At 71.3% G+C, this 15,331-nt stretch carries 15 protein-coding genes and 2 tRNA genes; 15 read left to right on the forward strand and 2 right to left on the reverse strand.

Annotated elements, in window-relative coordinates; genetic code table 11:
• Window positions 1-140 precede the first annotated feature (140 nt).
• Together CCN51_RS07765 and CCN51_RS56325 are read left to right on the forward strand one after the other, a co-directional pair.
• Window positions 141-827, forward strand: coding sequence for an SCO2584 family spore wall biosynthesis protein (locus CCN51_RS07765; RefSeq protein WP_014179702.1), 687 nt, complete (start codon window positions 141-143; stop codon window positions 825-827).
• Between the two features lie 59 nt (window positions 828-886).
• Window positions 887-1,972: an SCO2583 family membrane protein gene (locus CCN51_RS56325; protein WP_014179703.1), complete on the forward strand. Its 1,086-nt coding sequence runs from the start codon at window positions 887-889 to the stop codon at window positions 1,970-1,972.
• A gap of 29 nt (window positions 1,973-2,001) precedes the next feature.
• Here the strand turns inward: CCN51_RS56325 and CCN51_RS07775 are convergent, their stop codons facing one another.
• Window positions 2,002-3,210 carry a M48 family metallopeptidase gene (locus CCN51_RS07775; RefSeq protein ID WP_014179704.1) on the reverse strand — a complete coding sequence of 403 codons (1,209 nt, stop codon included), beginning with the start codon at window positions 3,208-3,210 and terminating at the stop codon, window positions 2,002-2,004.
• Between the two features lie 139 nt (window positions 3,211-3,349).
• On the opposite strand from CCN51_RS07775, the gene CCN51_RS54825 reads away from it, so the two are divergent.
• From CCN51_RS54825 to CCN51_RS07805, 7 genes are all read left to right on the forward strand, one after another.
• Window positions 3,350-3,502, forward strand: coding sequence for a hypothetical protein (locus tag CCN51_RS54825; protein WP_043487612.1), 153 nt, complete (start codon window positions 3,350-3,352; stop codon window positions 3,500-3,502).
• 66 nt (window positions 3,503-3,568) lie between these two features.
• A complete protein-coding gene (locus tag CCN51_RS55730) occupies window positions 3,569-3,733 on the forward strand; it encodes a hypothetical protein (protein WP_014179706.1) in 165 nt (54 codons plus the stop codon).
• 17 nt (window positions 3,734-3,750) lie between these two features.
• Complete coding sequence (nadD, locus tag CCN51_RS07785; RefSeq protein ID WP_398529105.1) at window positions 3,751-4,404, forward strand: nicotinate-nucleotide adenylyltransferase; 654 nt, start codon at window positions 3,751-3,753, stop codon at window positions 4,402-4,404.
• Between the two features lie 10 nt (window positions 4,405-4,414).
• A complete protein-coding gene (locus tag CCN51_RS07790; RefSeq protein WP_014179708.1) occupies window positions 4,415-6,328 on the forward strand; it encodes an LCP family protein in 1,914 nt (637 codons plus the stop codon).
• 83 nt (window positions 6,329-6,411) lie between these two features.
• Entirely contained in the window at window positions 6,412-6,861 is a 450-nt protein-coding gene (rsfS, locus tag CCN51_RS07795; protein ID WP_014179709.1) for a ribosome silencing factor, read from the forward strand.
• Window positions 6,858-7,511 (forward strand): histidine phosphatase family protein, encoded by a 654-nt coding sequence (locus tag CCN51_RS07800; protein ID WP_043487615.1) that lies wholly within the window; start codon window positions 6,858-6,860, stop codon window positions 7,509-7,511. The genes rsfS and CCN51_RS07800 overlap by 4 nt, the downstream gene beginning before the upstream one ends.
• Window positions 7,512-7,602: 91 nt before the next feature.
• Window positions 7,603-7,675: transfer RNA gene (locus tag CCN51_RS07805), tRNA-Ala, on the forward strand.
• Window positions 7,676-7,706: 31 nt separating this feature from the next.
• Here CCN51_RS07805 and CCN51_RS07810 read toward each other — a convergent pair.
• Entirely contained in the window at window positions 7,707-8,657 is a 951-nt protein-coding gene (locus CCN51_RS07810) for a helix-turn-helix transcriptional regulator (protein WP_014179711.1), read from the reverse strand.
• Between the two features lie 211 nt (window positions 8,658-8,868).
• Here CCN51_RS07810 and CCN51_RS07815 point away from each other — a divergent pair, with 211 nt between their 5' ends.
• The 6 genes from CCN51_RS07815 to CCN51_RS53085 all read left to right on the forward strand — a co-directional run.
• Window positions 8,869-10,383: an MFS transporter gene (locus CCN51_RS07815; RefSeq protein ID WP_014179712.1), complete on the forward strand. Its 1,515-nt coding sequence runs from the start codon at window positions 8,869-8,871 to the stop codon at window positions 10,381-10,383.
• Between the two features lie 199 nt (window positions 10,384-10,582).
• Window positions 10,583-10,816, forward strand: a complete 234-nt coding sequence (locus tag CCN51_RS07820; protein WP_043491603.1) for a hypothetical protein — start codon at window positions 10,583-10,585, stop codon at window positions 10,814-10,816.
• Window positions 10,817-10,927: 111 nt separating this feature from the next.
• Window positions 10,928-11,000 (forward strand) — tRNA-Ala (locus tag CCN51_RS07825).
• A 319-nt stretch (window positions 11,001-11,319) separates the two neighbouring features.
• Complete coding sequence (leuS, locus tag CCN51_RS07830) at window positions 11,320-14,193, forward strand: leucine--tRNA ligase (RefSeq protein WP_014179714.1); 2,874 nt, start codon at window positions 11,320-11,322, stop codon at window positions 14,191-14,193.
• A gap of 169 nt (window positions 14,194-14,362) precedes the next feature.
• On the forward strand, window positions 14,363-15,175 hold the full coding sequence (locus CCN51_RS07835; protein WP_014179715.1) for a hypothetical protein: 813 nt from the start codon (window positions 14,363-14,365) through the stop codon (window positions 15,173-15,175).
• Window positions 15,176-15,230: 55 nt separating this feature from the next.
• A partial coding sequence (locus CCN51_RS53085; RefSeq protein ID WP_211303209.1) for a DegV family protein occupies window positions 15,231-15,331 on the forward strand: 101 nt, incomplete at its 3' end.

The following is a 15,331-nucleotide window of genomic DNA, read 5'->3' on the forward strand; positions in this document are numbered from 1 at the left end:
CGTCCCCCGATCGGGGGACGACGTGGCCTCTCGGGGGGTACTCCGGTCGGGTGGACTTCCGCCGTCCCGCTCCAGGTCCCTGTTCCCCCGAATAGCATTTCACCCTGCCCAAATTGACCCGTCCGGTCTACTCTGAATGGGTGCCGGACGATGTGGGAGGCAAGCCGTTCCCGGACGGTGACGAGCCCGAAGACCGCAGCCACGGGGAAGCGAACGACGAGTTCGCCGCCGTGGTCTTCGACGAGGATTTCGTACGGTCCGCCGCGATTCACGAACCCACCGCCATCGAGCGGATGCTGGCCGCCGCCCAGGCCCGCGCCGACGCCGAGGCGTCCCGCCGCCGCTCGGCCGGCGTCTCTCCCGAGGACGAGCTCTACGAGGACGGTTACGGCCCCGACGGAGACGCCGAGTTCGGATATGGCGCTTACGACGACGCCGACCCCGATAGCGACACCGACCAGGCCGACGGATTCGGCCACGGCCGGGACGGCTACGGACCCTATGGCCCGTACGGCCGGTACGGCAGCGCCGGGCGCCCCTACCGCGGCCATGCCCGCTGGCACCGCCCGGTGGCCTGGCTGCTGGCCGTTCTGATGGGCATAGGGGTTGTCGCGCTGGCTTTCACGGCCGTCTACCGCGGCGCCTCCGGCAACCGCCAGGACCCGTCCCCGCCGCCCGCCACCAGCGGGGTCGACGCCACACCCGCCGACCGCCCGGGCTCCGTGCCCTCGGAGCCGTCGGAGCCGGCCTCGCCCTATGAGTCCGCTGGGGCCGCCGCCACGGACGAGCCGACCGGCGCCGCCACGGCCGTGCCGCGCTCGCCGTAAGCGCAAGTTGTGGAGTATCACCGCGTTTACCGGCGCCCCTCGCGACCTACTCTTGAGATATGACCGGGCGTGGAAACCCTCCTGAGGGGACACCCGAGGGCGTCCCGGGAGGCGGTGACGACGAGTATCGCTCCGTCGTTTTCGACGAGTCGTTCGTCCGCGCTGCCCGGCTCCAGGAATTCTCGGCCCAGGAGCGCATGGGTGACCACGCCAGGGCGGTGCGCAGCCGGCACGCCTGGGCGCGGGCGGGCGCCTCGCGCCAGGCCGTCATTCTGGTGCTGCTGATTGCCTTCGCCTTCGCCACCGCCGTCTATCTGGGTGTGCGTCACCCCTACCAGAGCCCCCCGCCGCAGGCCGTCGAGCCGCTGCGCAGCAGCGTGGTGCCGCTCGCGCCGCGTGGCCAGGTGCCCGGCGGGGAGCCCGCGGCCCTGTTCGAGAACAGCCCGGCCGCCGCGTTCGCCACCGGCGCCGCGGGCGTCACCCTGCCCGGTGTGCGGCGCACCCACAGCTTCTCCGAGAGCCAGGTGATGAGCGCGCTCACCACGGCCAAGGAATACATCGTCAAGTCGGCCCTCGACCCGGCCGTGCTCGCCGGCGGCGAGGCGCGGTCCGTACGGCTGCTGCTCGACCCGGACCAGCTCGACCAGTTCGACCACAGCCTCGAACACCCGGCCGACGACGGGCGGTACGCGGCCACCGGCTGGCTGATCCGCTTCAACCCGGCCGAGGCGGCGCTGGCCGCCCCGGTGGTACGGGTGCACGGCACCCTGACGGCCACCGAGCGGAGCACATCGACGCTGGAGGTCACCGCCGACCACACCTTCGTCTACGCCGTCAAGCGCCCCCATGAGGGCGGCACCGACCACGCCTCGCTGTTCACCGTGCGGCGCGAGACGCGGTTCCGCTTCGACCGCGACGATCTGCGCGACCACCACCTGGAGGTGGTGCAGAGCTCCGTGCTGGCGGGCCCGCAGGCATGCGCCGCGAACGCCGCCGGGTATCTGCGGCCGCTGCTGGCCGGACAGAGCGCCAAGGGCGACGCACCGCCCGGTACGGACCCGTACAGCTCCGGCCGCTCCACGGCCTCCCTGTGCGGCGTCCTGTCCCCCGGAGCCGTGCCGCATCTGCCGGGCTCCGCTTCCTGACGCTGACGCTTTCCGGCGCCTGCTGACGGCTACGGAAGGTCCGGCTCGGGACCGGCCTTGGGCGGGGTGTCGCCACCCGAGCCACCCCGGCCGCTCGGACCATCTGAACCGTCCGATCCGCCTGAACCGCCTGATCCGCCTGAACCGCCCTGACCACCCTTGGGCGGCTCCTTGGCGGCTGAGGCGCCCCCGGCGAACTTCTCGCGCAGTTTGCTGCCGAGGTCCCCCGCGCCGCCCGCCACATCCCGCACAAACGCCATCAGCGGGTCCTTGCTGCCGCGCACCGACTCCGCATAGTGGTTCGCCGACTCCCGGAAGGAGTCGCTGACCGAGGTGTTCTTGTCCTCGTCGCGCCGCGCGTAGTGACCGTCCATGATCCGCTGGTAGTCGCGCCCGGCGGCCCACTTCTTCAGCTCGGCGGCGCGCACGGTGGTGAACGGATGGCTGCGCGGCAGCATGTTCAGGATCTTGAGCACGGAGTCCCGCAGATCGCCGCCCGCCTCGTACTCCTCTGCCTGCTCCAGGAAGGCGTCCACGTTCATCTCGTGCAGATGGTGGCCGCCCGCGAGCTTCATCAGCCCGCGCATCGACGCTTTCAGGTCCTGCCCCACCAGCAGCCCGGCCCGGTCCGCCGACAGCTCCGACTTGCGGAACCACTCGCGCAGCGCCGTCACCACGGCCATCACCGCGACATTGCCGAGCGGGATCCAGGCGACCTTCATCGCCAGGTTGGTCAGGAACAGCAGGATCGTGCGGTAGACGGAGTGCCCGGACAGCGCGTGGCCCACCTCGTGGCCGACGACCGCCCGCATCTCCTCCTCGTCGAGCAGCTCGACCAGGCCGGTGGTGAGCACGATGATCGGCTCGTCCATGCCGATGCACATCGCGTTCGGCCGCGGGTCCTGTGTGACGTACATCGCGGGGAGCTTGTCCAGGTCCAGGATGTAGCAGGCGTCCCGGAGCATGTCGTGGAGGTGCGCGAACTGCCGGTCGCTCACCCGCACCGAATCGGACAGATACAGCAGCCGCAGGCTCCGCTCGGGCAGCAGCCCGCTCAGCGCCTTGAAGATCGTGTCGAAGCCGGTCAGCTTGCGCAGCGCGACCAGCGCGGACCGGTCCGCCGGGTGCTCGTACGCGCGCGAGGAGATGCCCGGGAACCGCCGCCGGTCACGCCCCGGCACCCGCTCCTGCCCGCCGCCCGCGCCGTGCCCGGCCCCAGGCGTGTTGCTGTCGCTCATCCGGCCCCCTCGCTGGACTGCTCGGTCCGTGCCCCAACCAGCGTAGGCCCTCGGCCGCGGCCCGCGGCGGGCACCGCCCGGGCCGGACACTGCCCGGGCTGGTGACGGCCTTCGGCCGGGCGAGGGTTAGCGTGGAGGCATGCCCGACATGACTGGTCTCACCGAAGTGCTCGCCGCCACCTCCAAGCACGACGGAGGGCCCGGCGCGCTGCTGCGCATCGTCCTGGTGGTGGGCATCGTGGGCGCCGTGCTGCTGGCCTGGCTCCTGTTGCGCGGGTACAAGCAGGACTGAGATCCCGCTCGCATACGATGTGGCGGACGCACTTGCCCGCCTCGATCCGGATAGGTTCTGCCTGCGATGACCGCTCTCAGCACCGCGCACGCCACCCTGACGACCCTCGCCGCCGAGGGCGAGCACGTCGACAACCATCCGAGCATCAGCCCCTTCATGACCGGCGGCGGGGCCCTGGTGATCCTCCTCCTGCTGCTGTGGGTCACCACCCGCTTCAACCGGGACCGCTGACCGAGGTCACAGTCCCCATGGGTCCCGGCGCCGGGCCGGGCCCAGTAGGGTCTGCTCGCATGGGAGAGCAGATGGGCCACGTCAAGCGGCGGCTCGGGGTGATGGGTGGGACGTTCGATCCCATCCACCACGGCCACCTGGTCGCCGCCAGCGAGGTCGCTTCGCAGTTCCACCTCGACGAAGTGGTGTTCGTACCGACCGGGGAGCCGTGGCAGAAGAGCCACAAGAAGGTGTCCCCGGCCGAGGACCGCTATCTGATGACGGTGATCGCGACGGCCTCGAACCCCCAGTTCTCGGTCAGCCGTATCGACATCGACCGGGGCGGCGCCACGTACACCACGGACACGCTGCGCGATCTGCGCGCGTTGAACAGTGACGCGGACCTGTTCTTCATCACCGGCGCGGACGCGCTGGCCCAGATCCTCACCTGGCGGGACGCCGAGGAGCTGTTCTCGCTCGCGCACTTCATCGGGGTGACCAGACCAGGCCACATACTGGCCGATCCGGGGCTGCCGGAGGGCGGGGTGTCGCTGGTCGAGGTGCCGGCGCTGGCGATCTCCTCCTCGGACTGCCGCGCGCGGGTCGCACACGGCGAGCCGGTCTGGTATCTGGTGCCGGACGGCGTGGTGCGTTACATCGACAAGCGCGAGTTGTACCGGCACGACTGCTGAAGGGGCACCGGTGAACGACCGACAGGACCCGTACGACCCGTACGCGCGGGATTCCTATCCCCAGGACCCGCAGATCTACGGCTACGACGCCTATGGCCGGCCGGTGTACCAGCCGCAGGACGCGCAGCAGGGCTACGACCCGTATGCGCAGGGGCAGCCGCAGCAGCAGCCGCCGCAGGAAGGTTACGGCTACGACCCGTACGCGCAGCAGGCGCAGCAGCCTTACGGGCAGGGGCAGGGGCAGGGGCAGGCGCAGCCCCAGTACGACCCGTACGCCGGGCAGCAGCAGTACCCGCACCAGGACGCCCCCCAGCAGCCGCAGCAGCCGCAGCAGGGCTACGTCCCCCAGCCACCGCTGGGCGGTGCCCCCTACGCCCCGTACGACAGCTCGCAGGGCACCTCCTACGGCGCGGCCCCCTACGAGACGCCCTACGCCCCCGGCGGGCGCCCGAACGTCCCCCCGCAGCGCGACCCGGCGGCCCCGGCCCCGGCCCCGGCGCCGGCTCCAGGCGACGCGTACCAGGAGCCCGGCCCCGCCGAGCGTGAGCCTTCCCGGGCTGACGCCCGTACCAGCAGACAGGCCGACCTGCAGCCCGATGGGCAACCCGGCAAGCGGTCCGCGCAGCAGTCCGCCGGGTCCGCCGAGCAGTCCGACGGCGAGGCGTACCGCACCGAGGAGTTCTCCTTCGTCGAGGAGCCGGACGAGGACTCCGAAGACGTCATCGACTGGCTCAAGTTCGCCGAGACCCGCAGCGAGCGCCGCGACGAGCGCAAGCGCAAGGGCCGCAACCGCCTGGTGGCGCTGGTGGTGGTCATGATCCTGGCCGCGGTGGGCGGGGTCGGTTACCTCTGGTACGCGGGCAAGCTGCCGGGCCTGTCCGACGACGAGCAGGGCACGGCCGCCGCCGGGGGACCGCAGAAGCGCGATGTGATCGTGGTCAATCTGCGCGAGACCAAGGGCGGGCGGACCTCCACCGTGCTGCTGGTCGACAACGAGACCACCAAGCGGGGCACCACCGTCCTGCTGCCGAACGCGCTCGCCCTGTCCACCGAGGACGGCGGCGCGACCACCCTCGGCAAGTCGGTGGTCGACGAGGGCTCCGACGCCACCCGTGAGTCCCTGAGCACGCTGCTCGGCTCGAAGATCGAGGGCACCTGGCGGCTGGACACCCCGTATCTGGAGAACCTGGTCGAGCTGGTCGGCGGCATCACCCTCGACGCCGACGCCACCGTCCCGGGCGCCGCGAAGGGCGACGACCCGCTGGTCGAGCGGGGCAAGCAGCGCGACCTGGGCGGCGAGGCCGCCGTCGCGTACGCCACCTACCGCGGGCAGGGCGAGACGCAGACCAAGCAGCTCGCGCGCTTCGGGCAGGTCATGCACGCGGCGCTGAAGAAGATCTCCAGCGATACGGACGGCGCCACGAACACCGTGGAGTCGCTGGCCCAGATCCCGGACCCGTCGCTGAGCGAGAAGGCGCTCGGCGCGTCGCTGGCCCGGCTGGCCGAGCAGGCCAAGGGCGGTTCGTACGACACCACCATGCTGCCGGTCCAGCCGGACGGCACGCTCAGCGAGCAGTCCACCGACAAGGTGGTCAAGACCATCCTCGGCGGCGCGGTCAAGAACACCGACCAGGAGGCGGCCTCGCGGGTCAGCGTGAAGAACGCGGGCTCGGTGCAGGGTGCGGCCAACGAGGCGCAGGTCGCCCTGGTCAACGGCGGCTTTACGGTCGTCGGCGCCACCGAGCAGGGCGGCACTCCGCAGCCGGCCTCGCAGGTGCTGTACGCGGACGCGAAGCAGGCCGCCCAGGCCAAGGAGGTCGCCAAGACGCTGGGTCTTGCCGCCACCGCCGCGAAGAAGGGCAAGGTGGCCTCGAACGCGGACATCACGGTCCTCCTCGGCCAGGACTACAAGCCGAAGAGCTGACCGGGCGGCGAACGGCCGGACGGGGTGACGGTGGGGCGTGAGACGCTTGGGGTATCACGTCCCACCGACTGAAAGCCTTGCCTGTGACCGCCACTGACCGCTCCATCGAGCTCATCAACGCCGCCGCCCAGGCCGCCGCCGACAAGCTCGCGCACGACATCATCGCCTACGACGTCAGCGATGTGCTCTCGATCACCGACGCCTTCCTGCTCGCCTCGGCTCCCAACGACCGCCAGGTCAAGTCGATCGTCGACGAGGTCGAGGAGCGGCTGAACAAGGAACTGGGCGCCAAGCCGGTGCGCCGCGAGGGCGACCGCGAGGCCCGCTGGGTGCTGCTGGACTACGTGGACATCGTGGTCCACGTCCAGCACAGCGAGGAGCGCGTCTTCTACGCCCTGGAGCGGCTGTGGAAGGACTGCCCGCAGCTGGAGCTGCCCGCCGACGCCAAGGCCACCCGCGGCAAGGCGGAGGAGTACGAGAAGGCACAGTCCGCCGACGTCGGGCTCGGCGGACTGGACGGTGAGCTGCGCTGAACGGCTCGCAGGGCGGCCGTGGCCGCCGCGTGGTCCTGTGGCGCCACGGCCAGACGTCCTGGAATCTCGAGCGCCGCTTCCAGGGGACCACGGACATCGAGCTGACCGAGACGGGCGTTGTGCAGGCGCGCCGCTCGGCCCGGCTGCTGGCCGCCCTGAAGCCGCACGCCATCCTCGCCTCCGACCTCAGCCGCGCCAAGGCGACGGCCGCCGAGCTGGCCACCGTCACGGGCCTGGAGGTCAACTACGACGCGGGGCTGCGGGAGAGCTTCGCCGGGCAGTGGCAGGGGCTCACCCATGAGGAGATCACCGCGCGGTTCGGTGAGCAGTACACGGCGTGGAAGCGCGGCGAGCCGGTGCGGCGCGGCGGCGGCGAGCTGGAGACCGAGGTGGCCGACCGGGCCGCGCCGGTCGTGGGGGAGGCCGCCGACAAGCTGCCGGACGGCGGCACGCTCGTCGTGGTCAGCCACGGCGGCACGATCCGCACCACCATCGGGCGGCTGCTCGGCCTCGACCCGAACTCGTGGGAAGCGCTCGGCGGGCTGTCCAACTGCTGCTGGTCGGTGCTGGGCGAGGGCGCGCGCGGCTGGCGGCTCCTGGAGCACAACGCCGGGTCGCTGCCGGAGCCGGTGCTCGGCGACGACGACTGAGCGGATTTCCGACGACTGGGCGGATTTCCTTTTCCGGCAGGTCACCGGCTAAGCTTCATCTCGTTCGAAGCGCTCTGGCGCGACGGAGAGCGGGGCTATAGCTCAGTTGGTAGAGCGCCTGCATGGCATGCAGGAGGTCAGGAGTTCAATTCTCCTTAGCTCCACAGAAGTTGGGCCACGGCGATCCCGCTTCCCTCACAGGGAGGCGGGATCTTTCGTTTCCGCCTCCGCCTCCACCTCCGTGGCCGCCGCCCGCTCCGCCAGGATCTCGGAGACGCGCCGGGCGTGCCGGGGGCAGCCGACGAGCAGGTCGTCCATCGTGCGCAGCCGGTCCAGCAATGCCCGGCTCTGCTCGTCACTCGGGGTGTAGACCACGACGCGGCTCTCCGGGGCCCCTTGGATCACCAGGGAGGTCGAGATCAGCCGCAGATCGCCGACCGAGGCGTGCCGTACGAGTTTGATCCGGGAGCCGGGCGGGGCGACATCCCCGCTGTGCCACATCCGGGCGAATTCCTTGCTGAGGCCCAGCAGGCGGTTGATGAAGTCCTCCCAGGCGGGCTCGCCCACATGGCGGCCGTATGCGCCGCGCAGCGTCGCCACCATGAGCGGCAGTTCATTGGCCCGGTTGATGAACATGGAGCAGCAGCCGGGGTGGGAGAACAACTGCCACAGCGCGTTCCGCTCGGTACGGGGGGCTATCGCGAGCGACGGGAAGAGGGTCTTGTACGTGTCGTTCAGCGCCAGCAGGTCGTACCGGGCGTTGTAGACCACCGCCGGGAGCGGGTCGATCGCGTCGATGATGCCCTGCACCTCCGGGCGGACCGTCTGTGCCTCGTCCGCCAGGTCGGGGACGTACGGCACCTCGGCGAGGTGGTACAGGTGCTCGCGCTCGGCCTGGTCCAGGCGCAGGGTGCGGGCCACGGCGTCCAGCACCTGTGCGCTGGCGTTGATCGGGCGGCCCTGCTCCAGCCAGGTGTACCAGGTCACGCCGACCCCGGAGAGCTGGGCGACCTCCTCCCGGCGCAGCCCCGGCGTGCGACGGCGCAGACCCGGGGCCATGCCCACGTCGGCGGGCGTCACCCGGGCGCGGCGTATGCGCAGGAAGGCGGCCAGCTCCGGCCGTCGGCGGCGGGTGCTCACTGTCATCGTCGTCCCCCAAGTCCCCCGTGTCCCCTGCGTCCCGGGTCCCCCGTGCTCCCTGTGTCTCGCAGGGGCGGGCGTCCCGTATGCCTCCACGGATCCCGGGGGCCGCCGTCCGCCCCATGATCCCCGCCGCGGCGGGTGGCTGCCAGGTGCTGCCAGTACCAGCATCGGCGGGCTCTCGTTACCCGTACCGGCCCGCCTCCAGGCTCGATCCATGACACACACCACCCCGACCACCTCGGTGCCGCCCGGCGCGCCCGACGACACCGGTGGATCCAGTAAAAGCGATGCCACTGACAACCGGCCCCGGCGCCGGGCGCCAGGCCCCGGCCGGCTGCTCACGATCGTCCTGGCCGGGCAGCTCATGGCGGTCCTCGACGTCTTCATCGTCAACGTCGCCGCACCGGCCCTCAGCACCGATCTGCACGCCTCGGGAGCCGGGCTGCAGCTGGTCGTCGCGGGCTACACGATCTCCTACGCCGTGCTGCTGATCACCGGCGCGCGGCTGGGCGCCCTGATCGGCCACCGGCAGGCGTTCCTCGCCGGGCTCACGGTCTTCACCGCCGCCTCGCTGGCCTGCGGGCTGGCCCCCGGGACGGGCGCGCTGATCGCCTTCCGGTTCATCCAGGGTGCGGGCGCGGCGGTGATGCTGCCGCAGGTGCTCAGCCTCATCCAGCGCACCTTCACGGGCGCTTCGCGGGCCCGTGCGCTCGGCGCCTATTCCGCGGTGCTGGCCTCCGGCGCGGCCGTCGGGCAGGTCCTGGGCGGGGCGCTGGTGCAGGCGGATCTGTTCGGGACCGGCTGGCGCCCGGTCTTCCTGGTGAATGTGCCGATCGGCCTTGCGCTGCTGGCCCTGGGGCCGCGCTGGCTGGGCGGCACCGAGGAGCGCCCGGCGGCGGGCGCGGGCGGCGGCGCGGCGCGGCGGTCCGGGGCGCTGGACCTGACCGGTCTGCTGCTCCTCGCGGTGGCGGTGCTGCTGTTCACCGTGCCGTTGGTGCTCGGCCAGCAGCGTGGCTGGCCGCTGTGGGGCTGGGTCATGCTGGGCCTGAGCGCGGTCCTGGCGGCGGCCTTCGCGGCGTACGAGGCCCGGCTGGCCGGTCGTGGCGGGGCGCCGCTGATCTCGCCGCGGGTGGCGGGGGCGCCGGGCATGCCGCTGGCGATCGCGCGGATCGTGCTGGGAATGGCGGCCAACGGGGGCTTTCTGTTCGTGATGACGCTGCATGTGCAGGGTGGGCTCGGTTACAGCGCCCTGCGGGCCGGCTGTACCTTCGCGCCCACCGCTGTGGCGTTCGGCCTCGTCGGCCTCAACTGGCAGCGCTTCCCGTCGCGCTGGCATCCCGTCACCGTACCGGCCGGCTTTGTGCTGGCGGCCGTCTCGTTCGTCGGCGTCGGGATGGCGCTGCGCGACGGTTCCGACGGCGGCGCCTGGCTGTTCGTCGCCCTGGTGGGCGTGGGGATGGGGCTCGCCTTCGCCTACAGCCCCGTGCTGACCCGGACGTTGGCGACCGTTCGGCCGCAGGATGCGGCGGACGCCAGTGGGGTGCTGGTGACATCGGCTCAACTCGGCCTGCTGTGCGGCGTCGCCGTATTCGGCGCGGTCTTCCTGGGCCATGGGCCGGGTGTGGACGCCTCCGCGGACGCCCTGTGGGTGAGCTGTCTGGCGCTGGCGGGCGCGGCGCTGTGCGGAGCGATTGTTGGTCTGGTGATACGTGTGAGGTATCTCCGCTGACCTGGGCGCCCTCCCGTGGCAGAATCGGCGGCCGGAGGGGGATGGGGCGACGAGTCCGAACGGGAGGGACAGTGGGATGCCGAGCAGCATTCTGCGGTGCCCGTCCTGCGGCTCCGGTGAGGTGGCCCAAGTTCTCGGTGACAACGGCGGTGTTTCCTACGTGTGTACGGCCTGCGGCCACAGCTGGAGCTGAGTGAGATTGGGAGCGCACAGCCGGAAGTGCGACTGGTGTGGCAGCGGGACGCCGATCGTGCGCGACATGGAACCGCTCAACCCCGACTACCAGTACTGGTGTGCGGAGTGCGCTCGGGCGCTCATCATCAAGGGCGACCCGATCGAGACATATAGGGAGCTCGAAGGGGAGCCGATCTACGGACGGCTCCTCGATGAGCACTGCACCCTGAAGCGCTTCTACTCCTTCGCGACGGCATAAAGGGCTGCGCCCAGGGCAGGCGCAGCCCTGCGGAAACCGATTTGGCAGATGGCTGTGGGGTCCGTGTAATGTAGGCGATGCCGCCGGGGGGAACCGGGCGGAGCAAGACCTGGGGCTATAGCTCAGTTGGTAGAGCGCCTGCATGGCATGCAGGAGGTCAGGAGTTCAATTCTCCTTAGCTCCACAGTGTGAGTGGGCGGGCCGTCCGATGAGGGCGGCCCGCCCATTGTCGTAGGCCCAGGGCAACGGAGTCCGGTCCGGCCGTGACCTCTGTGCGCGCCATTGGTGCCCTGCGGTAACCTGACCCCATGCGTGCCGTACGCCTTCTGCTTAGCGGGCCGCGCTGATCAGTCCCGACCGGTGATCCACCCGGGTCGGAATCGGCGCGGCGTCCCCTCCTGTGCGAGGGGTCTTTTTGTTTCAGACGCGACTGCTCGGATGCGACTGCGACGGAGAGTCGCCCGGTACCGCAGGCAGAGACGACCGATGGAGCTTTGAGGACCATGAGCGAGACCAATGCCGCCGAGGCGGCCGCGCCGCACCGCTACACCGCCGCGCTGGCCGCCGACATCGAGGCCCGCTGGCAGGACTTCTGGGACGCGCAGGGCACGTACGACGCCTCCAACCCGAGCGGTGAGCTGGCCGGGGACCCGGAGGCCGTCGCGCGGCCCAAGAAGTTCGTCATGGACATGTTCCCGTACCCGTCGGGCGCGGGCCTGCACGTCGGCCACCCCCTGGGCTATATCGCCACCGACGTCTACGCCCGCTACCACCGCATGACGGGCCACAACGTCCTGCACACCCTGGGCTTCGACGCCTTCGGCCTGCCCGCCGAGCAGTACGCCGTGCAGACCGGCACCCACCCCCGGGTGAGCACCGAGGCCAACATCGAGAACATGCGGCGCCAGCTGCGCCGCCTGGGCCTGGGCCACGACCCGCGCCGCTCCTTCGCGACGATCGACCCGGACTACTACAAGTGGACCCAGTGGATCTTCCTGCAGATCTTCAACTCCTGGTACGACCAGGAGGCCGATAAGGCGCGCCCGATCGCCACCCTGGTCGAGCAGTTCGCCTCCGGTGAGCGGGCGACCCCGGACGGGCGCCCCTGGGCGGAGCTGACCGCCGTCGAGCGCGCGGACGTCCTGAGCGGCTACCGCCTGGCGTACGCCTCCGACGCGCCCGTCAACTGGTGCCCGGGCCTGGGCACCGTGCTGGCCAACGAGGAGGTCACCGCCGAGGGCCGCTCCGAGCGCGGCAACTTCCCGGTCTTCAAGGCCAACCTGCGCCAGTGGAACATGCGGATCACCGCCTACGCGGACCGGCTGCTGGACGACCTGGAGGCGCTGGACTGGCCCGAGGCCATCAAGCTGCAGCAGCGCAACTGGATCGGGCGGAGCGAGGGCGCCCGGGTGGACTTCCCGGTGGCCGACCACCCCGACGCCAAGATCACGATCTTCACCACCCGCCAGGACACCCTGTTCGGCGCGACCTATATGGTGCTGGCCCCCGAGCACGGCCTGGTGGACGCCATCGTCCCGGCCGCCTGGCCCGAGGGCACGCACGACGTGTGGACCGGCGGCCACAGCACCCCGGCCGAGGCCGTCGCCGCGTACCGCAAGCAGGCCGCCGCCAAGTCCGACGTCGAGCGGCAGGCCGAGGTCAAGGACAAGACCGGCGTCTTCATCGGCGCGTACGCGACCAACCCGGTCAACGGCGACCGGATCCCCGTCTTCATCGCCGACTACGTCCTGATGGGCTACGGCACCGGCGCGATCATGGCCGTCCCGGCGGGCGACCAGCGCGACTTCGAGTTCGCGCGCGCCTTCGAGCTGCCGATCCGCTGCATCGTCGAGCCGACCGACGGCCGGGGCACCGACACCACGACGTGGGTGGACGCCTTCGGGTCGTACGACGCGAAGATCATCAACTCGGCGGGCGAGGGCATCTCCCTGGACGGCCTGGGCGTCGTCGAGGCCAAGGCCCGGATGGCCGAGTGGCTGACCGCCCGCGGCATCGGCGAGGGCACCGTCAACTTCCGGCTGCGCGACTGGCTGTTCAGCCGCCAGCGCTACTGGGGCGAGCCCTTCCCGATCGTCTACGACGAGGACGGCGTGGCCCACCCGCTGCCCGAGTCGATGCTGCCGCTGGAGCTGCCGGAGGTCGAGGACTACTCGCCGCGCACCTTCGACCCCGACGACGCCGACACCTCCCCGGAGACCCCGCTGTCCCGGAACGAGGACTGGGTCCATGTGGAGCTGGACCTGGGCGACGGCGCCGGGCCCAAGCGGTACCGCCGCGAGACCAACACCATGCCCAACTGGGCCGGCTCCTGCTGGTACGAGCTGCGCTACCTGGACCCGCACAACGCCGAGCGGCTGGTCGATCCGGACATCGAGCAGTACTGGATGGGGCCGCGCGAGGGGCAGCCGACCGGCGGCGTCGACCTGTACGTCGGCGGCGCCGAGCACGCCGTGCTGCACCTGCTGTACGCGCGCTTCTGGTCCAAGGTGCTGTACGACCTGGGCCACATCTCGTCGGCCGAGCCGTTCCACAAGCTGTACAACCAGGGCATGATCCAGGCCTACGTCTACCGGGACAGCCGCGGTATCGCGGTCCCGGCCGCGGAGGTCGAGGAGCGGGACGGCGCGTACTACTACCAGGGCGAGAAGGTCACCCGCCTGCTGGGCAAGATGGGCAAGTCCCTGAAGAACGCCGTCACCCCGGACGAGATCTGCGCCGAGTACGGGGCCGACACGCTGCGGCTGTACGAGATGGCCATGGGGCCGCTGGACGTGTCGCGGCCCTGGGACACCCGCGCGGTGGTCGGCCAGTACCGGCTGCTGCAGCGCCTGTGGCGCAATGCGGTGGACGAGGCATCCGGCGAGGTCACCGTCGTGGACGCCGAGCCGGACGAGGCGACGCTGCGCGCCCTGCACAAGGCGATCGACGGCGTGCGGCAGGACATGGTGAACCTGCGGTTCAACACCGCCATCGCCAAGATCACCGAGCTGAACAACCACGTCACCAAGGCCCCCGAGGTGCCGCGCCAGGTCGCCGAGGCCCTGGTGCTGCTGATCGCGCCGCTGGCCCCGCACATCGCCGAGGAGCTGTGGCGCAAGCTGGGCCACGACACGTCGGTCGTCCACGAGCCCTTCCCGGTCGCCGACCCGGCGTATGTCATCGACGAGACCGTGACCTGCGTGGTGCAGGTCAAGGGCAAGGTCAAGGCACGGCTGGAGGTCGCGCCCTCGGTCTCCGAGGAGGAGCTGGAGAAGCTGGCGCTGGGCGACCCTGCAGTGGTGGCCGCGCTGAACGGCGCGGGGATCCGGAAGGTGATCGTGCGGGCGCCGAAGCTGGTGAACATCGTCCCCGCGTGATCGCTGACCGCTGATCGCTGGGTCCTCGGGGCAGGGGCGTCAGGGATCCCACCTACGGGTGGGTCGGGGGTTCGCCGGGAACCCCCGACCCGCCCGTTGCGTTTACGGTGAGAAGACGACCGATGCCGCCGGCCGGAGCCGCCCGGCCCGCCGCCGCGAAGGAGCGCGCATGGAAGCCGTTGTCTGGATCCTGCTGCTTGTCTTCCTGCTCTTCGTCTCGGTGGGGGTCTACGCGGGCGTCCGGGCGGTCAAGGCGGCCAAGCGCAGTATCGACCGCACCGTCAGCCAGGCCCGCCGCACGGTGGAGGACACCAGGCTGCGGGCCAAGCAGTTCGTACAGCCCGGCCCGGCGGGCGAGCTCGCCGAGCTGCGCCTGTCGCTGCGCACCTCGATGCGGGCGACCCATGAGGTGCTGCGGGCGGGCGCGCCCCAAGACCCGTCGCTGTCCGAGGCGTTGGGCCTTTTCGAACGGCTCAGTGCCCATGGACGGGAGCTGGACGAGGAGCTGAAGCGCTTGGAGCAGGAGCCGACCAGGACCCGCCTGGAGGCCCAGCTGCCCGAGCTCCGGGAGCGTACGGAACGGATCACCCGCTCCGCGGACTCGCTGCGCTGGGCGGCGCAGGACCGGGCGCAGCGGTTCGCCCGGGACGACCTGGACGCGCTGGACCGTGAGATCGAGGTCGAGGCGGGCGCGCTGCGCCACTGGGCGCCGGAGCCCGAGCCGTCCTCCTCGGCGGCTTCCGGGACCGCGGCGGCGTCCGCTGGGCCTGCCGCGTCCGCGCCCGGCCCGGCGTCCCCGGCGGCTCACCCGACATCCGGCGAGCCACCCCGGTCCATCACCGGCACCGGCTCCACGGCGGGGAAGGATAGCTGGTGGCAGGCATTGACATCACCGGCTGATGCCGCGGGGGCGTCACCGGCTGACACCGCGAGGACATCAGCCGCTGACGCCGCGGGCACGCGCCGCAAGAACACGAACTGATCATCCGGCGGGGTCGCGCTGTCCGCCCAGGCCATCCCCCGATAACCTCCCAGTCATGTCCCGCCATGTCGCGATCGTGACCGATTCCACGGCGTACCTTCCGCAGGAGGCCATGGAGCGGCACCACATCGTCTCGGTGCCGCTCCATGGCCTCCT

Origin of the sequence: Streptomyces milbemycinicus, from assembly GCF_002154605.1 — a bacterium.
Lineage (GTDB): Bacteria > Actinomycetota > Actinomycetes > Streptomycetales > Streptomycetaceae > Streptomyces > Streptomyces milbemycinicus.